The organism is Janthinobacterium sp. PSPC1-1 (assembly GCF_049897625.1).
GTDB lineage: Bacteria > Pseudomonadota > Gammaproteobacteria > Burkholderiales > Burkholderiaceae_D > Janthinobacterium > Janthinobacterium tructae.
The window spans coordinates 241,543-263,643 of sequence record NZ_JAFCWP010000007.1 but is presented as its reverse complement, the minus strand read 5'-3'; the positions used below and the strand labels follow the sequence as shown (position 1 = coordinate 263,643).

Below are 22,101 nucleotides of genomic sequence, written 5' to 3'. Positions count from 1 at the left end.
CATGTCATCCATTGGAATCGTTTCGCCGCAAACCATGTATTTTGCGCAACCCTTGCAGCTGCAAAGCGGTGCATCGCTGCGCGACTATATGTTGATGTATGAAACCTACGGCACCCTGAACGCCGACAAATCGAACGCGGTGCTGGTCTGCCACGCCCTGAATGCCTCGCACCACGTGGCCGGCGTCTACGCGGACGAGCCGAAAAGCACGGGCTGGTGGGACAATATGGTGGGACCGGGCAAGCCGCTCGACACCAATAAATTCTTCGTCATCGGCGTCAACAACCTGGGTTCCTGCTTCGGCTCGACTGGCCCCATGCACACCAATCCTGCCACCGGCAAGCCGTATGGCGCTTCCTTCCCCGTCGTCACGGTGGAAGACTGGGTCAGCGCGCAGGCGCGCCTGGCCGATGAACTGGGCATCACTCAGTTCGCCGCCGTGATGGGTGGCTCGCTGGGTGGCATGCAGGCGCTGGCGTGGAGCATCATGTTCCCCGAGCGGCTGCGCCACTGCGTGGTGATCGCCTCGACGGCCAAACTCTCGGCGCAGAACATCGCCTTCAATGACGTGGCGCGCCAGGCCATCCTGTCCGACCCCGATTACCATGGCGGCGACTTTTATGCGCATGGCGTGGTGCCGAAGAACGGCTTGCGCGTGGCGCGCATGGTGGGCCACATCACGTACCTGTCGAATGACGACATGGCCGAGAAATTCGGCCGCAAGTTGCGCGACGCGGCGCAGACGGGTGACTACAAATTCGGCTTCGGCATCGATTTCGAGATCGAATCGTATTTGCGCTACCAGGGCGACAAGTTCTCCGAATACTTCGACGCCAACACATATTTATTGATCACCAAGGCGCTCGATTACTTCGATCCGGCGCGCGCGCATGGCGGCGACCTGGCCAAGGCCCTGTCGGGTACCAAGGCGAAGTTCTTCCTCGCCTCGTTTTCCACCGACTGGCGCTTCTCGCCCGAGCGCAGCCGCGAAATCGTCGAAGCGCTGGTGTGCAACCGCCGCCAGGTGACCTACGCGGAAATCGACGCGCCGCACGGCCACGACGCCTTTTTGCTGGAAGATGCGCGCTACATGAACATGGTGCGCGCCTATTATGGCCAGGTATGGAACGACATCGGGGCGGGCTTGCCCGCTCCTGCACAGCACACCGCCGTCCGCCAGGGCGCCAAGGAGATCGCATGACTTTTGACGAATTGAGCGCACTGCGCCCCGACCTGGCCTTCATCGCCCACTGGGTTCCGAACAACGCGCATGTACTGGACGTGGGCTGCGGCGAAGGCGTGATGCTGCAGTACCTGCAAAGCGACAAGGAGTGCAGCGGCTATGGCATCGAGATCGCCGACGACAAGGTGCTGGCCAGCACCCTGCGCGGCGTCAACGTGATCCAGCAGGACATGGAAAAGGGCCTGGCCATCTTTGGCGATAACAGCTTCGATACGGTGCTGTGCCTGTCGTCGCTGCAGATGATGAAGCAGGTCGAGCCGCTGCTGCGCGACATCGTGCGCGTGGGCGCCGAGGCCATCGTCTCGTTCCCCAACTTCGCCTACTGGCCGCATCGCGTGGCGCTGCTCAAAGGCCGCATGCCCGTGTCGAAATCTCTGCCCTACCAGTGGTACGACACGCCCAACGTGCGCTGCGCCACCATCAACGACTTCCGCGAGCTGGCCGAGGAATGCGGCCTGGAAGTGATCGAATGCGTGGCCCTGGCCGAAGGCAAGATGGTCTCCGTGCTGCCGAACCTGCGCGGCGACCTGGCCGTCTTCCGCCTGCGTAAAAAAGCGGTGCATTGATGACTACAAGCCCGGCGCCTGGCTGGCGTTCCTATGCCAATGGCCGCATGCTGGCCGTGCTGGTGCTGGGCTTCAGTTCCGGCCTGCCCCTGTTCATCCTGCTGTACCTGCTGCAGGCATGGCTGGCCAAGTCGGGCTTGAACGTCAAGGCGCTGGGGCTGTTCGCCCTGGTGCAGTTTCCGTATATCTGGAAATTCCTGTGGGCGCCTTTGATGGACCGCTACCGCATCCTGGGACTGGGGCGCCGGCGCGGCTGGATGGCATTGACGCAGGTGGCGCTGTTTTTTGCCATCGGCGCCATGGGCATGCTCGACCCGCTCACGCAGATCGGCCTGATCGCCGCCGCTGCGGGCGGAGTGGCCTTTCTGTCGGCCAGCCAGGACATCGTCATCGACGCCTACCGGCGCGAAATCCTGGACGATAACGAGCAGGGCCTGGGCGCCGCCGTCATCGTCAACGCGTATAAAGTGGCAGGCATGGTGCCGGGTGCGTTGTCGCTGATCCTGGCCGACCGCATGCCGTGGCAGCCCGTCTTCTGGATCACGGCCGCCTTCATGCTGCCGGGCCTCGTGTGCACCTTGCTGATCAAGGAGCCCACCGTGTACGGTTCGCCGCCGAAGACCATGCGCGAAGCGATCATCTTGCCGTTCCAGGAATTCATCGCGCGCGATGGTTGGCGTAACGCAATGTGGATCCTCGCCTTCGTATTACTCTACAAAATCGGCGACAGCATGGCCACGGCGCTGGCGACGAAGTTTTATCTGGACCTGGGGTTCAGCATGACGCAGATCGGCCTGGCCGCCAATACCACGGGTTTCTGGGCTAGCCTGGCCGGCGGCGTGGTGGGTGGCGTGTGGATGCTCAAGCTGGGCATCAACCGGGGCCTGTGGGTGTTTGGCGCGCTGCAGGCGATCGCGATTTTGGGATTCGCCTGGCTGGCGCAGGTGGGGCCGAACACCATGTTGCTCAGCGCCGTGATCGGTTTTGAAGCCTTCGCCAGCCTGGGACTGGGTGCGGCCGCCTTTGTCGCGTTCCTGTCGCGCACCACGGACCCGCGCTACACGGCCACACAATATGCCTTGTTTTCCAGCCTCAGCGCCGTGCCGCGCACCCTGATCAATGCCTCGGTGGGCTTTCTGGTCGCGGAGCTGGGCTGGTTCTCGTTTTTCATCGTGTGCTTCTTCCTGGCCTTCCCGGCCATGATGATGCTGCCTAAAATCGCTCCATGGAGGTCTGCCAATGGCACCAATATCCCTTAAACGTTACGCCGTCCTGGCCAGCCTGTGCGCGGCCACCGCGCTGGCCCCCCTGTCCGCCCATGCCCAGCAGGCGACGGTGCAGGATGGCATCAAGGTGCGGCCTTTGTCGACCTCGCGCATCTTTGCCGGCGGCGCCGATTTCAATGCAGAATCGAAGCAGCAATATACGCAGCTGGTCAACGAAGCGAAGGAAAAAAATGCGCTGGTGCCCGATAGCGACCCGCAGGTCAGGCGTTTGCGCGCCATCGCCCAGCGCATCATCCCGTTCGCCACGCGCTGGAACGAGGCGGCGGCCAACTGGAACTGGCAGGTCAACCTGCTCAACTCGGATGAGGTCAATGCCTTTTGCATGCCTGGCGGGCAGATCGCTTTTTACAGCGGCATCATCACCAAGCTCAATTTGACCGACGATGAAGTGGCCGTCGTCATGGGACATGAAATTTCGCATGCGCTGCGCGAACACTCGCAGGCGCAGGCCGGCAAGGGCAACCTGGCCGCCGTCGGCGCCAAGCTGGCCGGCGCCGGGCTGTCAGCCTGGCTCGGCGTCGATCCAAACATCACCAGTACCGCCACGAATATGGCGGCACAGGGCGTGATGCTGAAGTTCTCGCGCGACGATGAACGCGAGGCAGATTTGATCGGCATGGACCTGGCCGCACGCGCCGGCTTTGATCCGCGTGCCGGCGTGATCCTGTGGCAGAAAATGGCCGCCGTGAGCAAGGGCGCGCCGCCGGAATTCCTCTCGACCCACCCGTCGGGCAAGGACCGTATCTCGCAGATGAACAGCCACATGGCGCAAGTGCTGCCTTTGTACGCGCGCAGCAAGGGCGTCAGCGTGGACGCCTTGCCGCCGTACCGCAGCAACGCCATCGCGCAGCGCTAGGATGGCGAAGTGTCACGCCGCCGCTCCCTTGCCCATGCGCGACGGCGTGGCGCCCAGTTATCTGTGGCTGCCGGAAGGGCAGTGGCCGGACATGCTCACCTTTCTGATCGAGCGCTATCCGCAGATCGGCGCCGCGCAATGGCTGGACCGCATGGCGCGCGGCGAAGTGCTCAATGGCGACGGCGCCGTGCTCGGCCCCGGCAGCGCATACCGGCGCGGCATGCGCATTTTTTACTACCGCGAACTGGAACGGGAAACGCCGATCCCCTTCCAGGAAGAGATCCTGTTCCAGGATGAGCATTTGATCGTCGTCGACAAGCCGCATTTTCTGCCCATGACACCGGCCGGGCGCTTCTTGCAGGAGACCTTGCTGACGCGCCTGAAGAAAAACCTGGACTGCGCCGAGCTGACGCCGATCCACCGCCTCGACCGCGAGACGGCTGGCGTGGTGATTTTTTCGCGCCAGGTAGCCAGCCGGGGTGCCTACCAGACGCTGTTCCAGCGCCGCGAAGTGCGCAAGACGTATGAGGCGCTGGCGCCGCATCTGGATGGCCGCGATTTTCCGTTCACGTATCGCAGCCGCATGGTCGAGGGCGCGCAGTTCTTCCTCATGCGCGAGGAGGCGGGCGAGCCGAACTCAGAAACCATCATCGACGTGATCGAGCGGCGCGGCGAGGTGAACCTGTACCGGCTGCAGCCGCATACGGGGCGCAAGCACCAGCTGCGCGTGCACCTGGCTGCACTCGGCATCCCCATCGTCAACGATGCGTTTTACCCGCTGGCCCAGCCGTGCAAGGAAGACGACATGTCGCACCCGCTGCAGCTGCTGGCGCGCGCCATCGATTTCACGGACCCTTTGAGCGGCGAGCCGCGCCATTTTGAGAGCCGGCGCATGCTGGCGTAACCCGACACCCCCATTGGCGTGTCAACCATGTTGTCGGATTACGGCCCTGCGGTCCTAATCCGACCTACGGCAGATCAGGCGTAGGTCGGCTTAGCGCAGCGTAAGCCGACACCACCGCCGACGTGTCAAAGATCAGCCCTTGACCGTGTAATCGATGATCAGGGGCGCATGGTCGGAGAACCGCTCGTCCTTGTAGACGCTGACCGTATGCGCCTGGGCCGCGATGCCGGGGGTGGCGACGTGGTAGTCGATGCGCCAGCCGACGTTCTTCGCGTAGGCTTGTCCGCGGTTGCTCCACCATGTGTACTGGTCTTCGCGCTTGTCCAGGCCGCGGTGCACGTCGACAAAGCCCACTTCGTCGAAGACGCGCGTCAGCCACGCGCGCTCTTCCGGCAGGAAGCCGGAATTCTTCTTGTTGCCCTTCCAGTTTTTCAGGTCGATTTCATGGTGGGCGATGTTCCAGTCGCCGCAGATGACCACTTCGCGCCCCAGTGCCTTCAATGCCAGCAGGTGCGGCAGGAACAGTTCCATGAAGCGGAACTTGGCTTCCTGGCGCTCCGGGCCGGACGAACCGGACGGGCAGTACACGGAAATGACGGACAGGTTGCCAAAATCACAGCGCACGTAGCGCCCTTCGGCATCGAATTCTGGGCTGCCGAAACCGATATGCACGGCATCCGGTTCCACCTTGCTGTACACGCCCGTGCCCGAATAACCCTTTTTCTCGGCATAGTGAAAATGGCCATGGTAGCCGTGCGGGTTGAGGAATTCCGGCGTCATGTCGGGCAGTTGCGCCTTCAATTCCTGCACGCAGATGAAATCGGCCGTTTGCGTGCCCATCCAGTTGAAAAAGCCTTTTTTGGCGGCGGAACGGATGCCGTTCAGGTTGGCGGAGATAATTTTTGGCATAGGTTGAGAGTGAAAAGGGCGTTGGACGGGGCCGGCGGGCGCGGCATGGCGATTGTCTCGCCGCTGCGCGCGGATTAAAATACAGGCACTTTTAAAAAATGAGGCTAATGTGAATAATTTACGCCAGCAGTTTATCGCGTTTTCAGTATCCAAGGGCGTCTTGCGGTTTGGCGAGTTCACCACCAAGGCCGGACGCCAGTCGCCGTACTTCTTCAATGCGGGCCTGTTCCATGACGGCGCCACCCTGGCCGAGCTGGCGCAGTTCTACGCGCAAACCCTGCTCGACTCGGGCGTCGAATTTGACATGCTGTTTGGGCCAGCCTACAAGGGCATCACCCTGGCGTCGGCCACCGCCGTGGCGCTGGCCGGCAAGGGCCGCAACACCTCGTTCGCCTTCAACCGCAAGGAAGCCAAGGACCATGGCGAAGGCGGCACCATCGTCGGCGCCAAGCTGCATGGCAAGGTCGTCATCATTGACGATGTAATCTCGGCCGGCACCTCGGTGCGCGAATCGGTGGACATGATCCGCGCCGCCGGCGCCGAGCCTTGCGCCGTGCTGATCGCCCTGGACCGCATGGAGCGTTCCGGCCCGGACGGCCAGCTGTCGCCAAATTCGGCGGTGCAGGAAGTGTCGAAACAGTATGGCATTCCCGTCATCTCGATCGGCAACCTGGACGACTTGTTCGGCTACCTGAATGGCGCGGGCGCCGATCCGGAACTGTTGAAACATAAAGAGGCTGTTTCCGCCTACCGCACCAAGTATGGTATTTAAATAGTCTTATCCAGCAGCGCCCGCAGCCGCGGGTCGCTGCAGGCGGTGGCAGCTTGCGGGTGGGATTGCAACAGCCGCCGCAGCAGCGCGCCACCGATGCCGCGCCGCCGGAACGGCGGTTTCACGAACAGCATGTTCACCGTCACCCCATCCATGTTCTTGCTGATGTCGAGCATGGCCACCTGCTGGCCGTCGATCCACGCGCACAGCGCGCTGTCCCCTTGCCAATCGATGTGCATCACGCCAGCCATGGCTTGAGCGCCGCATGCAAGCCGAGGGCGAACAGCCCGGCAAAAAAGCAGCGCTTGAACACCTGTTGCGCGATGCGCCCGCGCAGCCATTGACCGGCCAGCATGCCGGCCAGCGCCGGCAGCAGCGCATACGCGGAAGCGCCCGCCGCACCGAGGCTGAAGTCGCCGTGCAGCGCCAGGCTGGCCGCCAGCGCCACGGTCGACACGGTAAACGCCAGGCCCAGCGCCTGTATCAGCGCATCGCGCGCCAGGCCCAGTCCCTGCAGATACGGCACGGCGGGGATCACGAACACGCCCGTGGCGGCCGTCACCAGCCCCGTCGCCACGCCCGTGGCCGGTCCCAGCCAGGCTTCGTGCCGCGCCGGCACGCGCAGCTGTAGCGAGAACAATCCCGCCAGCGCATACAGCATCAGCGCCACGCCCAGCGCGACGATGGCCCAGGCGCCGCTGTCCTGCGGCAGCAGGGCGCCGCCCGCCAGGGTACCGGCCATGACGGCGGCCAGCATGGGCCACAGGCGCCGCATCAGCGCGCGCAGGCCGGGCCCGGCCGCCAGTTGCCACACATTCGTCACCATCGACGGCACGATCAGCAGCGCCGCCGCCTGCACGGGTGGCATGACGAGGCTGAGCGTGCCCATGGCCACCGTCGGCAAGCCCAGTCCGACTACGCCCTTGACGAAGCCAGCGATGAGGAAGCTGGCGCCGACGGCCAGCAGGAATGACGTCTCCATCTTTTTTATCCCACAGTGATTTTGCGTGGATTCTGCGCTTGCCCGGGACTTTCGCCAAGGTGGATTATTTTGAGTCAGCCTAAGTAAAATACGAAGGCTGATAAGATGGCGAAAAGGGGAGCTGTCATGCGCTTTGATCTGGTCGATTTGCAGCTGTTTGTCAACGTGGTGGAGGCGGGTAGCCTGACGGCGGGCGCCGCGCGCAGCCATCTCGCATTGGCCTCCAGCAGTGCGCGCGTGCGCGGCATGGAGGAGGCGCTGGGCATGCCTCTGCTGCTGCGCGGGCGGCGCGGCGTGGAGCCGACACCGGTAGGGCAGACCCTGCTGCATCACGCGCGCCTCGTGTTGCTGCAAATGGAGAAAATGCGCGGCGAGCTCGGTGAATTTGCGCGCGGCTTGAAAGGGCAGTTGCGGCTGCTGTGCAATACGGCCGCGCTCAGCGAATTTTTGCCCGAGGCACTCGGTGCTTTTCTCGACCGCCATCCGAACCTGACCATCGACCTGGAAGAGCGCCTCAGTTACGATATCGTCAAGGCCGTCTCGGAAGGGCTGGCCGACATGGGCATCGTGTCCGACTCGGTCGACATGCGCGGCTTGCAGACGTTTTTGTTCCGCCCCGACCGGCTGGTGGTCATCGCGGCGGCCGATGGCGTGCATCACCGCGCGCTCGGCCAGGATGGTGTCGTCGCGTTCTCCACGCTGCTGGATCACGATTTCATCGGCCTGGCCGACGACAGCGCGATGCAGCAGTACCTGGGCATGCATGCGGCGCGCCTGGGCCGTCCTTTGAAGGTGCGCGTGCGCCTGCGCAGCTTCGATGCCGTGTGCCGCATGGTGGCCAGCGGCGTGGGCATCAGCGTGGTGCCGCTGGCGGCGGCCAGCCGCTGCCAGCAGACGATGGCGCTGCGCTGCCTGGAATTATCCGATCCCTGGTCGGTACGCAATCTGACGATTTGCGTGCGCCAGTTCAGTGAATTACCCCTGTATGCGCGCCAGTTGATCGATCATCTGAAGGCGTGACAGGGCATGACAGGAGCTGCGATGCGTTTTTCAGAAGACAAGATGGCCAGCCTGCGGTGCAGCGACCAGGTCGAGCGTCCCATCCATATCTGGCAGCCGGAGCATCCACGTGCCGTGATCCTGGCGATCCACGGCGGCATGGCGCACGCGGGCGATTACGTCACGCCGGCGCTGACCTTTCGCCAGCACGGCATCGCCACCGTCAGCTTCGATATGGTGGGCCACGATGGCAAGCGCAAGGTGGATATCCCCTCGTTCGATGCATTCCTCGACGATGAAGAGCTGTTCCTCGCCTGGGTCAAGCAGGCGTATCCCGGCGTGCCGATTTTCGTCATGGGTCATTCCATGGGCGGCCTGATCGCCACGCACCTGGGACTGCGGCGCTTTGCGGGCGATCCGGCGATCAAAGGCTTCATCATCTCGTCGCCGTATTACGTGAATGCGATTCCCGTGCCGAAGGTGCTGCAGATGTTGTCCGGCTGGCTGGCGCAGCGCTTCCCGACGATGAAGGTACCGCTGGGGAATCTGACCATGCTGCTGACGCACGATCAGACCATCACCGCGCGCCATTTCCAGGATGAGCGTGACGGTATCCGCGCCAGTGCAGCGTCGGTGCGCTTCGCCCATGCCTTGACGTCGGCGCAAAAGGAACTGGCGGGCGGCTTGTCGGACTGGCGCTTCCCCCTGTTCGCCGTGGTGGCCGGCGACGACAAGCTGGCCGATAGCCGCGCCACGGAAAGCCTGCTGCGCAGCGTGCCCGAGGGCCTGCTCGACTATCACTACTATCCGGCCAATTACCACGAGAATTTCAATGAGGTGAACCGTGACGTGATCTTTGCCGCCATCCTGGCCTGGATCGAGAAACTGCTGGCACCCGTGCCGGCATGAGGCGCCAGTATCGTTATAATCGGCTCAATGAATTGACCGCCGGTGCATGCCGGCCCGGTCCCCGCGGCACAGGGGAATACTCAAGGAACGAACGATGCGCTTGCTGATTGCCCTGTTACTGCCGTGGCTGACCTTTTTCACCATTGGACGCCCCATTGCCGGCATCATTTGCCTGATCCTGCAAATTACCCTGATCGGCTGGCTGCCAGCGACGATCTGGGCCGTGTACTCGCTGAGCCAGTACAAGACGGACCAGAAGATCGCCGAGGCCATGCGCCGGCGCTAAGCTAAGGCTGGCCTAAGCTGCGCTTCCTATCTTGATTCAATCGACATGAGGAGAGTGAGATGGCACCAGACAGACGCGGTACCTTGAACCTGGCGGCGGCAATGCTGGCCGCCGGGCTGTTGCTGGGAAGTGCGGCGCAGGCGCAGGGCGATAGCGCTTTGCCTACCGTGCAGAAGAGCGGGACGGTGGAGTACCTGAGCGGCGGCATCGGCCTCGATGAATCGACTGCCATCAAGAGCGCCAGCCGGCAATGGCCTTTGAGCCTGGTGTTTTCCGTGCAGGCGGCGGGCAAGGCGGAATTTGCCTCCGACGTGAAGCTGACAATACGCGACGCCAAGGGCGCGCCGGTGCTGGAAACGACGGCCAGCGGACCGTTCCTGCTGGCGAAACTGCCACCGGGCAGCTACAGCCTGCGCGCCACCTTGGCCGGCAAATTGCTGGAACGCAAGGTGCAGGTCAAGGCGGGTAGTTCCGCGCGCGTGGAGCTGGTCTGGCCGGCGGGAACGAACCAGGGCCGGCCTTGATGCCGGGCGACGGCAAGGCGCCCGAACGGGGCTTGTCGGCACACATCCTGCCCACGTCGGCGACGATGGTCGGCGTATGCATGACGGTGCTGTCGATCGGGCACCTGGCGCCGCGCGGCGAGGTGCGCGTGGCCATCGACAAGCTGCTCGCCGTCGATGCCATCGTCTTTCTCGTCAGCGCCGTGCTCTCGTTCATGTCGCTGCGCCCCGGCCAGTCGCGCTTGCGCTACGAATGGTGGGGTGAACTGCTGTTTATTTGCGGCCTGGCTCTGCTGGCGCTGGGCGCCGTGGTGCTGGCCTTCGTCATCAACTGACCTCGGTCAGTTGACATCGAATCAGCTGACCGCGAGTACGCGCCCTTCGGCGGCGCTTTGCAGCGCCAGTTCGATCAGGCGTATCGTTGCCGCCGCATCTTCGGCCGCCACGGGCGCTGGTGCGCCGTGGCGGATGGCGTCGGCCATGCCCTGGTAAAAGTCCTGGTAGCGGCCTGCCTGCATCTCGAGGTGTTCACAATGGCCGTCCGGCTGCGTGCCCAGGTGCAGTGCACCGCGTACGGGGTCCACGCCCCAGCCGGGCTGGCCCGGCCTGCCGCCGGCCCTCAGGGCGTCTTCCTGCGGATCGAGGCCGAACTTCACGAAACTCCCCTTGTCGCCATGCACGGCGAAGCGCGCCGTTGGCGCCTTTACCAGGCAGCCCGCTTGCAGCACCACGCGCAGCCGGTCGTAGTATAAAACGATGTGCATATAGTCGACGGCTTGCGCGCCATCGCGCTGCAGGGCGATATCGGCGTACAGCTTTTCCGGCTGGCCGAACAGCTGCATGGCCTGGTCCAGCATGTGCGGGCCCAGGTCGTACAGCAAGCCGCCACCGGGTGCGTCGGACTCGCGCCAGCGCTGGCGGATTTCGGGGCGGAAACGGTCGAAATGCGATTCGACGCTGGCGATGCGCCCCAAGGTGCCTTGCGCCAGCAGCGCTTTCAGGGTCAGGAAGTCGCCATCCCAGCGCCGGTTGTGATACACGCTGAGCACCAGCTTGCGCTCTTGCGCCAGGGTGATCAGGGTCTGTGCTTCAACGCTGGAAATGGTGAAGGGCTTGTCGACCACCACGTGCTTGCCCGCTTGCAGGGCCGCTTGCGCCAGGCTGAAGTGTGCTTCGTTGGGTGCGGCGATGACCACCAGCTCGATGGAGGGATCGGCAAACAGCTGCGCCGCTTGCGCATACACGGTGGCGTGCGGCCAATCCTTGTGCACGAGCTCGGGCTTGCTGGAGGCGACGGCCGTCAATTCCAGGGCATCGATGGTGGACAGCACGGGAGCGTGGAAGGTGGAGCCGGCAAAGCCGTAGCCGACCAGGCCGGTTTTGATCTTGTTCATGGCGTATTCACGGGTGCGTGGAAGAATCTACGATCATACCCGCAAGCGGGCGGCGGCACAGCTGCAGCAATGTTGCAACGCCGCCGCCGCCCCTGCCTTAGTTCAGGCTCCAGACGTATTGCACCTTGACGCTGGCGCTGACGGGCTTGCCGCCAGCGAGGGCAGGCTTGAACGTACACTTGGCAATGCCGCTGCGCGCCGCCTCGTCGAGGGCCGGATGGCCGCTGCTTTTGACCACGCTCGAATTCGTTACCTTGCCGGCTGCATTGACGTCAAAGGACATGTTGACCGTGCCCTCTTCCTTCGCCTGCAGCGATGTGGCTGGGTAGACCGGTTTGCCGCAGACGCCAAAGTCGATGACGGGGCGGCGCTCCAGCACGGGTGCACTGTCGGCGGCGACGGCCTGGCCGTAGATGCCGAGGCAGGCGCCGGCGAGGGCCAGCAGCGGCACGGCCGCTTTCCAGTTCAGGGTTTGTGGTGCAGGGCGCAGCAATCGTTTGATACGTGACATAAGATCTCCTCCGTTGGCCGCCTGGGCCAGGTGGTGGGTTGAGAACTGGAGACGTTCCAGTTCCGAGAGTGCAAGAGCCAGACGCCGCGGTTCGCCCAGTTGTCTTGCTGCGAAATCATCTGCAATATGTTCGCGTTCGAGGCGCACGCCGCGAGAGATCCACCAGACGGCAGGGTGGAAGAACAGCAGCGCCTCGATGGCGTTTTGCAACAGGTTGAGCAGATAATCGTGGCGCCGGATGTGCGCCAGTTCGTGCGCCAGCAGCGCATCGAGCAGCTGCGGCGGCATGCCGGTGATCAGCGCTGCGGGCACCAGCACCATGGGGCGCCAGATGCCGGCCGTGAGCGGGCTGGCGATGTTGTCGAGTACGCGCAGGCGCACGGGCCGCGCCACGCCGGCATTCTGCGCCATGCGCGACAGCCTTGTCTGCAGTTGTTCATGTGTGGCGCCCGTCTTGCTGGCGCTGCGCTCTATCCATAGCATGCCCAGTGCCATGCGCATGGCCAGCACTGCGGCGCATAGGGCCCAGACGCCGACGACGGCGCGAAGAAGCAGGTACAGGTCAGGCAAGGTCGTGGGCATGAGCAGTGCGGCCGGCAGCAAGGTGCTGGAGAACATGGCACCCGTGGCATCGCCATCGGCCAGGCGCAAATACAAGCCCGCTGCCGGCCATGCCAGGCAGGCCAGCAGGGCACCGCAACCGACGCCGTAGCGTGCCTCGGGACGCGCATTGCGCAGGGCGGCCCACGCCAGCGCCGTGGCGCAGCCGATCAGCAAGCCTTGCCACAGGAAATGCAGCAGAGTCCAGCCCAGCGCTGGCACGAAGCCGCTCATGATTGATCGTCCTTGAGCATTTTTTCTATCTCTTCGCGCTCGGCGCGCGACACGCCCGTGCGCAGCGCCGCCAGCACCAGTGCCTTGGCCGAACCGGCAAAGGCTTTTTGCATCAATTCCTTGAGCAGATTCGTCTGCAGGCTGTCCTGTGCCTGGGCCGGCGCATACACGTGCGAACGCTGGCTTGCGTCGCGGATCAGCAAGCCCTTGGTGTGCATGATCTGCATCAAGCGCAGCACGGTGCCATACGTGATGGCCGGCTTGGTCAACGTCATCGCCTCGTGCACCTGCTTGGCCGTGGCGGCGCCCAGTGGCCACAGTGTTTGCAGCAGATCGAGCTCGGCAGCCGTTGGTTTCGGGATATCGGGAGTCTTGGCCATGCTATTTTTCCTCTTGCTGGAATTTCAATGTAGCTAAGTAGGTCGCAATAAATTATTGTGATTTCTGACTTCCATAACGGCGCTCTGCGGTGTTGCCAGCTGCTAGCAGTGCTCGCACTGCGTCGCAGCTGGCGCCTTGCAGAGCATCCGGTTCTGTTCGTCATAACTTCACAATAATTTCCCGCGACCTACTTAGATTAATCGTTGTAGACAGAAATGTATACTTTAATTTTATGTGTCGCATAAGCGCCTTCCAGGCATGGGAAAAAAACTAGACAAGCTTGTTTATGCGTGGAGCGGCCAGGCAAAAAAAAAGACGCCGCAGCGTCTTTTCCTTGGGGGGCGTGGGAATTACCCCGCCAGCTTGGCCTTCAGCAATTCCGTCAGCTGGGCCGGGTTGGCCTTGCCCTTGGACGCCTTCATGGCCTGGCCGATCAGCGCGTTGATGGCCGCTTCCTTGCCGGCGCGGTACTGCTCTACCGACTTGGCGTTCGCCGCCAGCACTTCATCGACGATGGCTTCCAGTGCGCCCGAGTCCGAGATCTGCTTCAAACCCTTGGCATCGATGACGGCGTCGACCAGGTGTTCGTCGTTTGATTTCGCTTCCCACATGCCGGCGAAGACTTCCTTGGCCGCCTTGTTCGAGATCGTGCCATCGGCGATGCGCTTGAGCATGGCGGCCAGCTGTGCGGCGGAGACGGGTGCGTCGTCCAGGTCCACGCCTTCGCGGTTCAGGGTCGACGACACGTCGCCCATCAGCCAGTTGGCGGCGGCCTTGGCGTTTTCCTTGCCGGCCTTGTCGACCACGGCGACGAAATAGGTGGCCATGGCTTTCGATTGCGTCAGCACCAGTGCATCGTAGTCGGGCAACGCGTATTCGCTGATGAAGCGCGCGCGCATGGCGGCCGGCAGTTCCGGCATCGAGGCCTTGACCGTGGCGATCCACTCTGGCGAGATGACCAGCGGCGGCAGGTCAGGGTCCGGGAAGTAGCGGTAATCCTGGGCGTCTTCCTTGCTGCGCATTTCGCGTGTTTCCTTGCGGTCCGGATCGTACAAACGTGTCGCCTGCACGACCTTGCCGCCGTCTTCGATCAGTTCGATCTGGCGGCGCACTTCGACGTGCACGGCTTCCTCGATGAAGCGGAAGGAGTTCAGGTTCTTGATTTCGCAGCGTGTGCCGAATTCCTTCTGGCCGACGGGGCGCACGGAGACGTTGACGTCGCAGCGGAACGAGCCTTCCTGCATGTTGCCGTCGCAAACGCCCAGCCACATGACCAGCGAATGCAGGGCCTTGGCATAGGCCACGGCTTCGGCGGCGCTGCGGATTTCCGGTTCCGAGACGATTTCCAGCAGCGGCGTGCCGGCGCGGTTCAAGTCGATGCCGCTCATGCCCGCATAGTCTTCATGCAGCGATTTACCCGCGTCTTCTTCCAGGTGGGCGCGCGTCAGGTTGACCGTTTTGGTGACGAATTCGCCATCCTTTTCGTAGCCGAAGGTCAGGGCGCCGCCGATGACAACGGGATCTTCGAACTGGCTGATCTGGTAGCCCTTGGGCGAATCCGGATAAAAATAGTTTTTACGGGCGAAGACCGAGTGCGGCGCCACGGTGGCACCCACGGCCAAACCAAAACGGATCGCGCGGTCGACGGCTTGCTTGTTCATCACCGGCAGCACGCCTGGCAGCGCCAGGTCGACGGGGCTTGCCTGCGTGTTGGCGTCGGCGCCGTACTTGATCGGCGAACCGCTGAAAATTTTGGATTCGGTCGTGAGCTGAACGTGGTTCTCAAGACCGATGACGACTTCCCATTGCATAGTGTTCTCGCTTTTTTCTGGTGGCGCCGGCAAAGCGGCGCAAATATATAGTTAGATGCCGGCAGGAGCGCGCGTATGCCAGTCCGTCACTTGCTGGAACTGGTGGGCCACGTTCAGCAGCTTGGCTTCGCCAAAATAGTTGCCGATGATTTGCAGGCCGACAGGGCGCTTGCTGTTTTTCTCGCCAGTGCCAAAGCCGCATGGAATCGACATGCCGGGCAAGCCAGCCAGGCTGGTCGACAGGGTGTAGATGTCGGCCAGGTAGTTTGCCACCGGGTCGTCCGTCTTGTCGCCCAGGTCCCAGGCGACAGTCGGCGCGACCGGTCCCATGATGACGTCGCAGACGGCGTTCGGGCCATTTAATACGGCATCGAAATCCTGTGCGATCAGGCGGCGGATCTTTTGCGCCTTCAGGTAGTAGGCGTCGTAGTAGCCGTGGCACAGCACATAGGTGCCGACCATGATGCGGCGCTGCACTTCCGGGCCGAAGCCCTGGGCGCGCGACTTTTTGTACATGTCCTGCAAGTCCTTGTACTCGGCGGCGCGGTGGCCATAGCGCACGCCGTCGTAGCGCGACAGGTTCGACGACGCTTCGGCCGGCGCGATCATGTAGTAGGCGGGAATCGACAGGGCCGTGTTCGGCAGCGAGATGTCGACCAGGGTGGCGCCCAGCTTTTCATACTGCGCCAGCGCGCCGCGCACGGCCGCTTCCACGTCCTTGGCCAAGCCCTCGCCGAAGTACTCGCGTGGCACGCCGATGCGCAAGCCCGTCAACGGCTGGCCCAGTTCACGTGAAAAATCTTCCGCCACGCCGCCCTGTTCCGGGGACAGGCTGGTCGAATCGCGCTCGTCGAAGCCGGCCATGGCGCTCAAGAGCAGGGCGCAGTCTTCGGCCGAGCGGGCCATCGGGCCGCCCTGGTCCAGCGACGAGGCAAAGGCGATCATGCCGAAGCGCGACACGCGGCCATACGTCGGCTTGATGCCGGTGATGCCACAAAAAGCGGCTGGCTGGCGGATCGAGCCGCCCGTATCGGTGCCGGTGGCCGCTGGCGTCAGGCCGGCGGCGACGGCGGCAGCCGAGCCGCCGGACGAGCCGCCTGGCACGGCCGTCTTGTCCCACGGGTTCTGCACGGCACCGAAGGCCGAGTTCTCATTGCCGGAACCCATGGCGAATTCATCGCAATTGACCTTGCCCAGGGTGACCATGCCGGCCGCCTGGAATTTTTCCACCACGGTGGCGTCAAACGGGCTGGCGTAGTTGGCCAGCATTTTCGAGCCGGCCGTGGTGCGCCAGCCTTTGGTCACGAACAAGTCCTTGTGCGCGATCGGCACGCCCGTCAATGGCGTGGCCGTGCCGGCGGCGATGCGCGCGTCGGCCTCGGCAGCTTGCGCCAGGGTCAGGGCACGGTCGACGTGCAGGAAGGCATTCGAAGTGTCCGCTGCGATGCGGTCGAGGAAATGCGTCGCCAGCGCAACGGCGGAAATTTCCTTGTTCTGCAAGAGCGTGGACAGCTGTTTGATGGATTTTGTATGCATGGCGTTTCTATTTTGATATTCGGCAAGAAGGCGGGAGCGGCGCAACGGCGTGTTTATTCGATAACTTTTGGCACGAGATACAGGCCATCCTGGACCTTCGGCGCCACGGCCTGATAGGCGTCGCGGTGATTCGTTTCCGTGGCGACGTCTTCGCGCAGGCGCAGGGCGATATTGTCCATGTGGGCAGCCAGCGGGTGGCTCAGGGGGGCCACGCCATCGGTATTGACGGCTTGCATTTGTTCCGCCAGGGCAAAAATCTTGTTCAATTGGGCCAAGGACGTGACGGCCTGATCGTCGGCCATTTCGAGTTGTGCCAGGTGGGCGATGCGTTTTACGTCGGAGAGTGTCAGGGACATGGCGAATGGCGCGGAGTGCCGCGCATTAGTATTAAGTTGGCGTTTCGATAAAACGCGAATATTTACTGCTTTTTTGCTCACAAAAGCCGGGGAATGCCGCGTAACTCGCGGCTGCAAGAGTCGCACTTTTCCATGGTTTTTGAGCAAATCGCATTCAAATTATAAGGTAGAATGGCGGGTTAATGCGTTGCCGGCGCTGATGGACCGCTGCCGCAGCATAGAAAAGATTGCGCAAGCGCCAAGCGAAACCCGGAAAAATCGCCTTCATGGATTTTCAGGGTGCCTGAAAGCGCCCGCTTTGAAACTCCCCATAAACAGCTTTTGCGCAGCTCGATGCGCTACAGGACACTCATGTTTGGTTTTTTACGCAGGTATATCTCCACCGATCTGGCCATTGACTTGGGCACGGCCAACACCCTTATTTATGTGCGCGGCCTCGGTATCGTCCTGGACGAACCGTCCGTCGTCGCCATCCGCCAGGAAGGCGGTCCGAATGGCAAGAAGACCATTCAGGCAGTCGGCAAGGAAGCCAAGCAGATGCTGGGCAAGGTGCCGGGCAATATCGAAGCGATCCGTCCGATGAAAGATGGCGTGATCGCCGACTTTACCGTGACCGAACAGATGCTCAAGCAGTTCATCCGCATGGTGCACGACTCGAAATTCTTCCGTCCTTCGCCGCGCATCATCATTTGCGTGCCGTGCGGTTCGACCCAGGTCGAGCGCCGCGCGATCCGCGAATCGGCGCTGGGCGCCGGCGCTTCGCAGGTGTACCTGATCGAAGAACCGATGGCAGCGGCCATTGGCGCCGGCTTGCCGGTATCGGAAGCGACCGGCTCGATGGTGGTCGACATCGGCGGCGGCACCACGGAAGTCGGCATCATTTCGCTGGGCGGCATGGTCTACAAGGGTTCCGTGCGCGTGGGCGGCGACAAGTTCGATGAAGCCATCGTCAACTACATCCGCCGCAACTACGGCATGCTGATCGGCGAACAAACGGCCGAAGCCATCAAGAAGGCCATCGGTTCGGCTTTCCCCGGTTCGGAAGTGAAGGAAATGGAAGTCAAGGGCCGCAACCTGTCCGAAGGCATCCCGCGCTCGTTCACCATCTCCAGCAACGAGATTCTCGAAGCGCTGACCGATCCGCTGAACAACATCGTCTCGGCCGTGAAGAACGCGCTGGAACAGACGCCGCCGGAACTGGGCGCCGACATCGCCGAAAAAGGCATGATGCTGACGGGCGGCGGCGCACTGCTGCGCGACCTGGACCGCTTGCTGATGGAGGAAACCGGCCTGCCGGTGCTGGTGGCCGAGGACCCGCTCACCTGCGTGGTGCGCGGTTCCGGGATGGCTCTGGAGCGTATGGACAAGCTCGGCTCGATCTTTTCCTACGAATAATCGGATCAACGGGCCGGAGAGCGGGTCTCCGGCTTTGGTTTTGGCGCCGGCGTCCGACCGGGGCCTGCACGTTGGCGCACCGCGCCTGATTATTGGATGTCATGGAATACAGTCCTCCGCCACTTTTCAAACAAGGCGCCTCCGCCCGCGTCAAGATGATGGTGTTCGCCGGCATTTCTATCGCCCTGTTGCTGGTCGATTCGCGCATGCACGCCTTGACGGCCGTGCGCCAGGCAGTCGGTACCGTGCTGTATCCGGTGCAGATGGCGGCCCTGGTGCCGCGCGATGTGGCGCTTGGCGTCGGCAACTACTTTTCTTCGCTGTCCTCCCTGGAAAAACAGGTGCGCGACCTGAAGCACGAACAAATCGCCTCGGCGCAGATCATGCAGCAGGCGCAGCTCAATATCGTTGAAAACAACCATTTGCGCAAACTGATGGAAGCGCGCGAGCGCGTTCCCGTGAAGACCATGATGGCTGAAGTCCTGTATGACACGCGCGATTCGGCCACGCGCAAGATCGTGCTGGACCGGGGCATCCAGAATGGCGTCGAACTGGGCCGCCCCGTGATCGATAACCTGGGCGTGGTGGGACAAGTCACGCGCGTGTTCCCGTTCACCTCGGAAGTGACCTTGCTGACCGATGAAGAACAGGCCATTCCCGTGCAGCTGCTGCGCAATGGCGTGCGCAGCGTGGCCATCGGCCGCGGCAAGTCCGGCACCATGGAGCTGCGCTTTACGGCGCCCACCGCCGACATCCAGATCGGCGACATCGTCATTACCTCGGGCCTCGATGGCCTGTATCCGGCCGGCCTGGCCGTGGCGCGCGTGACCCTGGTCGAGCGCAATGCGCATGGCCCGTTTGGCCGCGTCGTGTGCCAGCCGCTGGCTGGCATCGAACGCAACACCCAACTGCTCATCTTGATGACGTCGCCGGAGATCCCAGCGCGTCCGCCAGTCGAAGACGTCAAGACGGGCCGCAAGATTGCCGGCAAGATGGCGCCCATCAAGGACCCTGCCAAGGAGCCGGCCGCCGCCGGGGCAGCGACCGCGCCGGCCACCGCGCCCGCCACACCGGCCGCGAAGCCGCCCGCAAGCCCGCTTCCGAAACCGGCGACGCCGGCCGCTGCCACAATACCTGCCGCCGTGCCACCGAAGGAAGCGACACGATGAACCGCCCGCATTACATCCTGCTGCCGGTCAGCCCTCTGTTCATCGGCTTTTCCCTGCTGTGCGCTTTTCTGCTGAACCTGCTGCCATGGGGGCAGTTCGTCGGCGTGCCCGATTTCGTCGCCCTGGTGCTGGTCTTCTGGGGCATCCACCAGCCGCGCAAGGTCGGCATCGGCGTGGCGTTCTTCATGGGTTTGATGATGGACGTGCACGACTCGACCCTGCTGGGCGAGAATGCGCTGGCCTACACCTTGCTGTCCTACTTCGCCATCATGATGCACCGCCGCGTGCTGTGGTTCCCCATCCTGACGCAGGCGCTGCATGTGCTGCCGCTGCTGCTGCTGACGCAGGCGCTGCAATTGCTGACGCGCCTGATCGTCTCGGGCCGTTTCCCCGGCTGGCTCAATTTCATCGAGAGCTTCGTCGCCGTGGCCCTGTGGCCCTTCGTCACGTGGGTCTTGCTGGCGCCCCAGCGCCGCGCCGTGGACCGCGACCATAACCGGCCGATTTGACGGGCGCCTGCCATGACTGAACTGAAAAATACCGAGCGCGAGCTGCATTTTTTCCGCATGCGCCTGACCATCCTGGGCGCGCTCGTCTTCGTCTGCTTTTCGCTGCTGCTGGCGCGCTTCATCTGGCTGCAGGTGATCAAGCACGAGGACTACGCGACCAAGGCCGAAGACAACCGCATCGCCGTGGTGCCCATCGTGCCAACGCGCGGCCTGATCCTCGACCGTAACGGCGTGGTCCTGGCGCGCAATTACTCGGCCTATACGCTGGAAATCACGCCATCGAAATTGAGTGCCAGCCTCGATTCGGTGATCGACGAGCTGTCGACCCTGGTGCAGATCGACATCAAGGACCGCCGCCGCTTCAAGAAGCTGCTGGAAGAATCCAAGAACTTCGTCAGCGTGCCGCTGCGCACGCGCCTGACGGATGAAGAAGTGGCCCGTTTCACGGCGCAGCGCTTCCGCTTCCCTGGGGTGGAGGTGCAGGCGCGATTGTTCCGCCAGTATCCGATGGGCGAAATCGCCTCGCATGTGGTGGGTTTCATCGGTCGCATTAACCGCAATGAAGCCAAGGCGCTCGAAGAGGGCGAGGACGCGGCCAACTACAACGGCACCGACCATATCGGCAAGGAAGGCCTGGAAAAAAGCTATGAGAAGCAGCTGCATGGCACCACCGGCTACGAAGAAGTGGAAGTGTCGGCCGGCGGGCGCGCCATGCGCACCCTGTCGCGCACGGCGGCCACCCCTGGCAACAACCTGATCCTGTCGATCGACATCGAACTGCAAAAAGTGGTCGAGGAAGCGTTCGGCGAATGGCGTGGCGCGGCCGTGGCGATCGACCCGGCCACGGGCGATATCCTGGCCTACGTGTCCAAGCCCGGCTACGACCCGAACCTGTTCGTCGACGGCATCGACCAGCAAAGCTGGAATGAACTCAATACCTCGCTGGACCGGCCGATGGTCAACCGGCCCCTGTCCGGCACCTATGCGCCCGGCTCGACCTTCAAGCCGTTCATGGCGCTGGCCGCACTCGAACTGGGCAAGCGCACGCCGAGCCAGTCGATTTCCGATCCGGGTTTCTTCATCCTGGGCGGCCACACCTTCCGCGACGACAAGGTGGGCGGCCATGGCACGGTGGACATGCACAAGTCCATCGTCGTCTCGTGCAACACCTATTACTATCAGCTGGGCCGCGACATGGGCATCGATGCCATCCACGACTTCATGAAACCGTTCGGTTTCGGCCAGCTGACGGGCATCGACCTGAATAATGAAAAGACGGGCGTGCTGCCGTCGATGGAATGGAAGCGCAACCGCTTCAAGACGCCGCAGCAGAAAAAATGGGTGGGTGGCGACACGATTTCGGTGAGTAACGGCTCCGGCTACAACTCGTATACGCCGCTGCAGATCGCCCACGCGACGGCCAACCTGGCCAATAACGGCGTGGTGATGAAGCCGCATCTGGTGAAGATCATCGAAGACGCGGCCACGCGCGCACGCACCCTGACGGTACCGAAGGAAAGCTACCGCATCGCGCTCAAGCAGGAAAACATCGACGTCATCAAGCGCGCCATGGTGGGCGTGACCAGCGAGCAAGGCGGCACGGCCGCGCGCATTTTCGCCGGTGTGCAGTACACGGTGGGCGGCAAGACGGGGACGGCACAGGTGGTGGGCATCAAGAAAAACGAGAAGTACAATGCCAAGCTGCTGGCCGAACGCTTGCGCGACAATGCCTTGTTTACGGCCTTCGCGCCGGCCGACAAGCCGCGCATCGCCATTGCCATCGTGGTGGAAAACGCGGGCTTCGGTGCCGGCGTGGCTGCGCCGATCGCGCGCAAGGCGCTCGACTACTACCTGCTGGGCAAGCGCCCGAGCGACAAGGAAAAGGACACCACCAAGGTGCCCAAGGAAGATGTCGACGAAGTGCGCACCCTGGAAGAAATCACTGACGAGCAGGCCGCCCCGGCGCCGCCTGCCAGGCAATAAAGGAAGC

General features: G+C 62.9%; 24 protein-coding genes. 15 read left to right on the top strand and 9 right to left on the bottom strand.

The genetic code is table 11. The features are described from left to right. Position 1: 1 nt before the first annotated feature. The 5 genes from metX to ACP7EG_RS22065 are packed head-to-tail and all read left to right on the top strand — an operon-like array spanning position 2 to position 4,855. Positions 2-1,201 (top strand): homoserine O-succinyltransferase MetX, encoded by a 1,200-nt coding sequence (metX, locus tag ACP7EG_RS22085; RefSeq protein ID WP_141171657.1) that lies wholly within the window; start codon positions 2-4, stop codon positions 1,199-1,201. Further along, positions 1,198-1,809: a methionine biosynthesis protein MetW gene (metW, locus tag ACP7EG_RS22080; protein ID WP_070222822.1), complete on the top strand. Its 612-nt coding sequence runs from the start codon at positions 1,198-1,200 to the stop codon at positions 1,807-1,809. The genes metX and metW overlap by 4 nt, the downstream gene beginning before the upstream one ends. After that, entirely contained in the window at positions 1,809-3,068 is a 1,260-nt protein-coding gene (locus tag ACP7EG_RS22075) for an AmpG family muropeptide MFS transporter (RefSeq protein ID WP_099760750.1), read from the top strand. Before metW ends, ACP7EG_RS22075 begins: the two co-directional genes overlap by 1 nt. Beyond that, positions 3,049-3,951 carry a M48 family metallopeptidase gene (locus ACP7EG_RS22070; RefSeq protein WP_426089300.1) on the top strand — a complete coding sequence of 301 codons (903 nt, stop codon included), beginning with the start codon at positions 3,049-3,051 and terminating at the stop codon, positions 3,949-3,951. Before ACP7EG_RS22075 ends, ACP7EG_RS22070 begins: the two co-directional genes overlap by 20 nt. Position 3,952: 1 nt before the next feature. After that, complete coding sequence (locus ACP7EG_RS22065; RefSeq protein WP_426089299.1) at positions 3,953-4,855, top strand: pseudouridine synthase; 903 nt, start codon at positions 3,953-3,955, stop codon at positions 4,853-4,855. A 132-nt stretch (positions 4,856-4,987) separates the two neighbouring features. Here ACP7EG_RS22065 and ACP7EG_RS22060 read toward each other — a convergent pair whose 3' ends face one another. Then, on the bottom strand, positions 4,988-5,764 hold the full coding sequence (locus ACP7EG_RS22060; RefSeq protein ID WP_141171662.1) for an exodeoxyribonuclease III: 777 nt from the start codon (positions 5,762-5,764) through the stop codon (positions 4,988-4,990). 109 nt (positions 5,765-5,873) lie between these two features. Between ACP7EG_RS22060 and pyrE the strand changes: the two genes are divergently transcribed. Further along, positions 5,874-6,536 carry an orotate phosphoribosyltransferase gene (pyrE, locus tag ACP7EG_RS22055; RefSeq protein WP_426089298.1) on the top strand — a complete coding sequence of 221 codons (663 nt, stop codon included), beginning with the start codon at positions 5,874-5,876 and terminating at the stop codon, positions 6,534-6,536. Here pyrE and ACP7EG_RS22050 read toward each other — a convergent pair. Together ACP7EG_RS22050 and ACP7EG_RS22045 are read right to left on the bottom strand one after the other, a co-directional pair. Next, on the bottom strand, positions 6,533-6,787 hold the full coding sequence (locus ACP7EG_RS22050; RefSeq protein WP_426089297.1) for a GNAT family N-acetyltransferase: 255 nt from the start codon (positions 6,785-6,787) through the stop codon (positions 6,533-6,535). The two genes, pyrE and ACP7EG_RS22050, sit on opposite strands and share 4 nt — an antisense overlap. Beyond that, positions 6,775-7,518 (bottom strand): sulfite exporter TauE/SafE family protein, encoded by a 744-nt coding sequence (locus ACP7EG_RS22045; protein ID WP_426089296.1) that lies wholly within the window; start codon positions 7,516-7,518, stop codon positions 6,775-6,777. Before ACP7EG_RS22045 ends, ACP7EG_RS22050 begins: the two co-directional genes overlap by 13 nt. Positions 7,519-7,644: 126 nt before the next feature. On the opposite strand from ACP7EG_RS22045, the gene ACP7EG_RS22040 reads away from it, so the two are divergent. From ACP7EG_RS22040 to ACP7EG_RS22020, 5 genes are all read left to right on the top strand, one after another. Continuing rightward, positions 7,645-8,538 carry a LysR substrate-binding domain-containing protein gene (locus ACP7EG_RS22040; RefSeq protein WP_071079533.1) on the top strand — a complete coding sequence of 298 codons (894 nt, stop codon included), beginning with the start codon at positions 7,645-7,647 and terminating at the stop codon, positions 8,536-8,538. Positions 8,539-8,559: 21 nt separating this feature from the next. Then, on the top strand, positions 8,560-9,426 hold the full coding sequence (locus tag ACP7EG_RS22035; RefSeq protein WP_426089295.1) for an alpha/beta fold hydrolase: 867 nt from the start codon (positions 8,560-8,562) through the stop codon (positions 9,424-9,426). 94 nt (positions 9,427-9,520) lie between these two features. Then, positions 9,521-9,712: a YqaE/Pmp3 family membrane protein gene (locus ACP7EG_RS22030; protein ID WP_071079579.1), complete on the top strand. Its 192-nt coding sequence runs from the start codon at positions 9,521-9,523 to the stop codon at positions 9,710-9,712. Positions 9,713-9,771: 59 nt separating this feature from the next. Further along, the gene (locus ACP7EG_RS22025; RefSeq protein ID WP_426089294.1) at positions 9,772-10,236 is read left to right on the top strand and encodes a carboxypeptidase regulatory-like domain-containing protein; all 465 of its coding nucleotides are present in this window, start codon (positions 9,772-9,774) and stop codon (positions 10,234-10,236) included. Next, entirely contained in the window at positions 10,236-10,550 is a 315-nt protein-coding gene (locus ACP7EG_RS22020) for a hypothetical protein (protein ID WP_426089311.1), read from the top strand. The genes ACP7EG_RS22025 and ACP7EG_RS22020 overlap by 1 nt, the downstream gene beginning before the upstream one ends. A 21-nt stretch (positions 10,551-10,571) precedes the next feature. Here the strand turns inward: ACP7EG_RS22020 and ACP7EG_RS22015 are convergent, their stop codons facing one another. From ACP7EG_RS22015 to gatC, 6 genes are all read right to left on the bottom strand, one after another. Further along, on the bottom strand, positions 10,572-11,609 hold the full coding sequence (locus tag ACP7EG_RS22015) for an oxidoreductase (protein ID WP_426089293.1): 1,038 nt from the start codon (positions 11,607-11,609) through the stop codon (positions 10,572-10,574). A gap of 97 nt (positions 11,610-11,706) precedes the next feature. Then, a complete protein-coding gene (locus ACP7EG_RS22010; protein WP_426089292.1) occupies positions 11,707-12,954 on the bottom strand; it encodes a TonB family protein in 1,248 nt (415 codons plus the stop codon). Then, positions 12,951-13,334 carry a BlaI/MecI/CopY family transcriptional regulator gene (locus ACP7EG_RS22005; RefSeq protein WP_426089291.1) on the bottom strand — a complete coding sequence of 128 codons (384 nt, stop codon included), beginning with the start codon at positions 13,332-13,334 and terminating at the stop codon, positions 12,951-12,953. Before ACP7EG_RS22005 ends, ACP7EG_RS22010 begins: the two co-directional genes overlap by 4 nt. Before the next feature lie 351 nt (positions 13,335-13,685). Beyond that, the gene (gene gatB / locus ACP7EG_RS22000) at positions 13,686-15,146 is read right to left on the bottom strand and encodes an Asp-tRNA(Asn)/Glu-tRNA(Gln) amidotransferase subunit GatB (protein WP_426089290.1); all 1,461 of its coding nucleotides are present in this window, start codon (positions 15,144-15,146) and stop codon (positions 13,686-13,688) included. 51 nt (positions 15,147-15,197) lie between these two features. Then, a complete protein-coding gene (gene gatA, locus ACP7EG_RS21995; RefSeq protein ID WP_426089289.1) occupies positions 15,198-16,682 on the bottom strand; it encodes an Asp-tRNA(Asn)/Glu-tRNA(Gln) amidotransferase subunit GatA in 1,485 nt (494 codons plus the stop codon). Between the two features lie 53 nt (positions 16,683-16,735). Continuing rightward, positions 16,736-17,038 (bottom strand): Asp-tRNA(Asn)/Glu-tRNA(Gln) amidotransferase subunit GatC, encoded by a 303-nt coding sequence (gene gatC / locus ACP7EG_RS21990; RefSeq protein WP_071079526.1) that lies wholly within the window; start codon positions 17,036-17,038, stop codon positions 16,736-16,738. Between the two features lie 351 nt (positions 17,039-17,389). Here gatC and ACP7EG_RS21985 point away from each other — a divergent pair, with 351 nt between their 5' ends. From ACP7EG_RS21985 to mrdA, 4 genes are all read left to right on the top strand, one after another. After that, positions 17,390-18,433 carry a rod shape-determining protein gene (locus tag ACP7EG_RS21985; RefSeq protein WP_010393186.1) on the top strand — a complete coding sequence of 348 codons (1,044 nt, stop codon included), beginning with the start codon at positions 17,390-17,392 and terminating at the stop codon, positions 18,431-18,433. 101 nt (positions 18,434-18,534) lie between these two features. Then, positions 18,535-19,602 carry a rod shape-determining protein MreC gene (gene mreC / locus ACP7EG_RS21980; RefSeq protein WP_282407895.1) on the top strand — a complete coding sequence of 356 codons (1,068 nt, stop codon included), beginning with the start codon at positions 18,535-18,537 and terminating at the stop codon, positions 19,600-19,602. Then, positions 19,599-20,111: a rod shape-determining protein MreD gene (mreD, locus tag ACP7EG_RS21975; RefSeq protein ID WP_071079524.1), complete on the top strand. Its 513-nt coding sequence runs from the start codon at positions 19,599-19,601 to the stop codon at positions 20,109-20,111. The genes mreC and mreD overlap by 4 nt, the downstream gene beginning before the upstream one ends. Before the next feature lie 12 nt (positions 20,112-20,123). Continuing rightward, entirely contained in the window at positions 20,124-22,094 is a 1,971-nt protein-coding gene (mrdA, locus tag ACP7EG_RS21970; RefSeq protein ID WP_426089288.1) for a penicillin-binding protein 2, read from the top strand. Positions 22,095-22,101 lie beyond the last annotated feature (7 nt).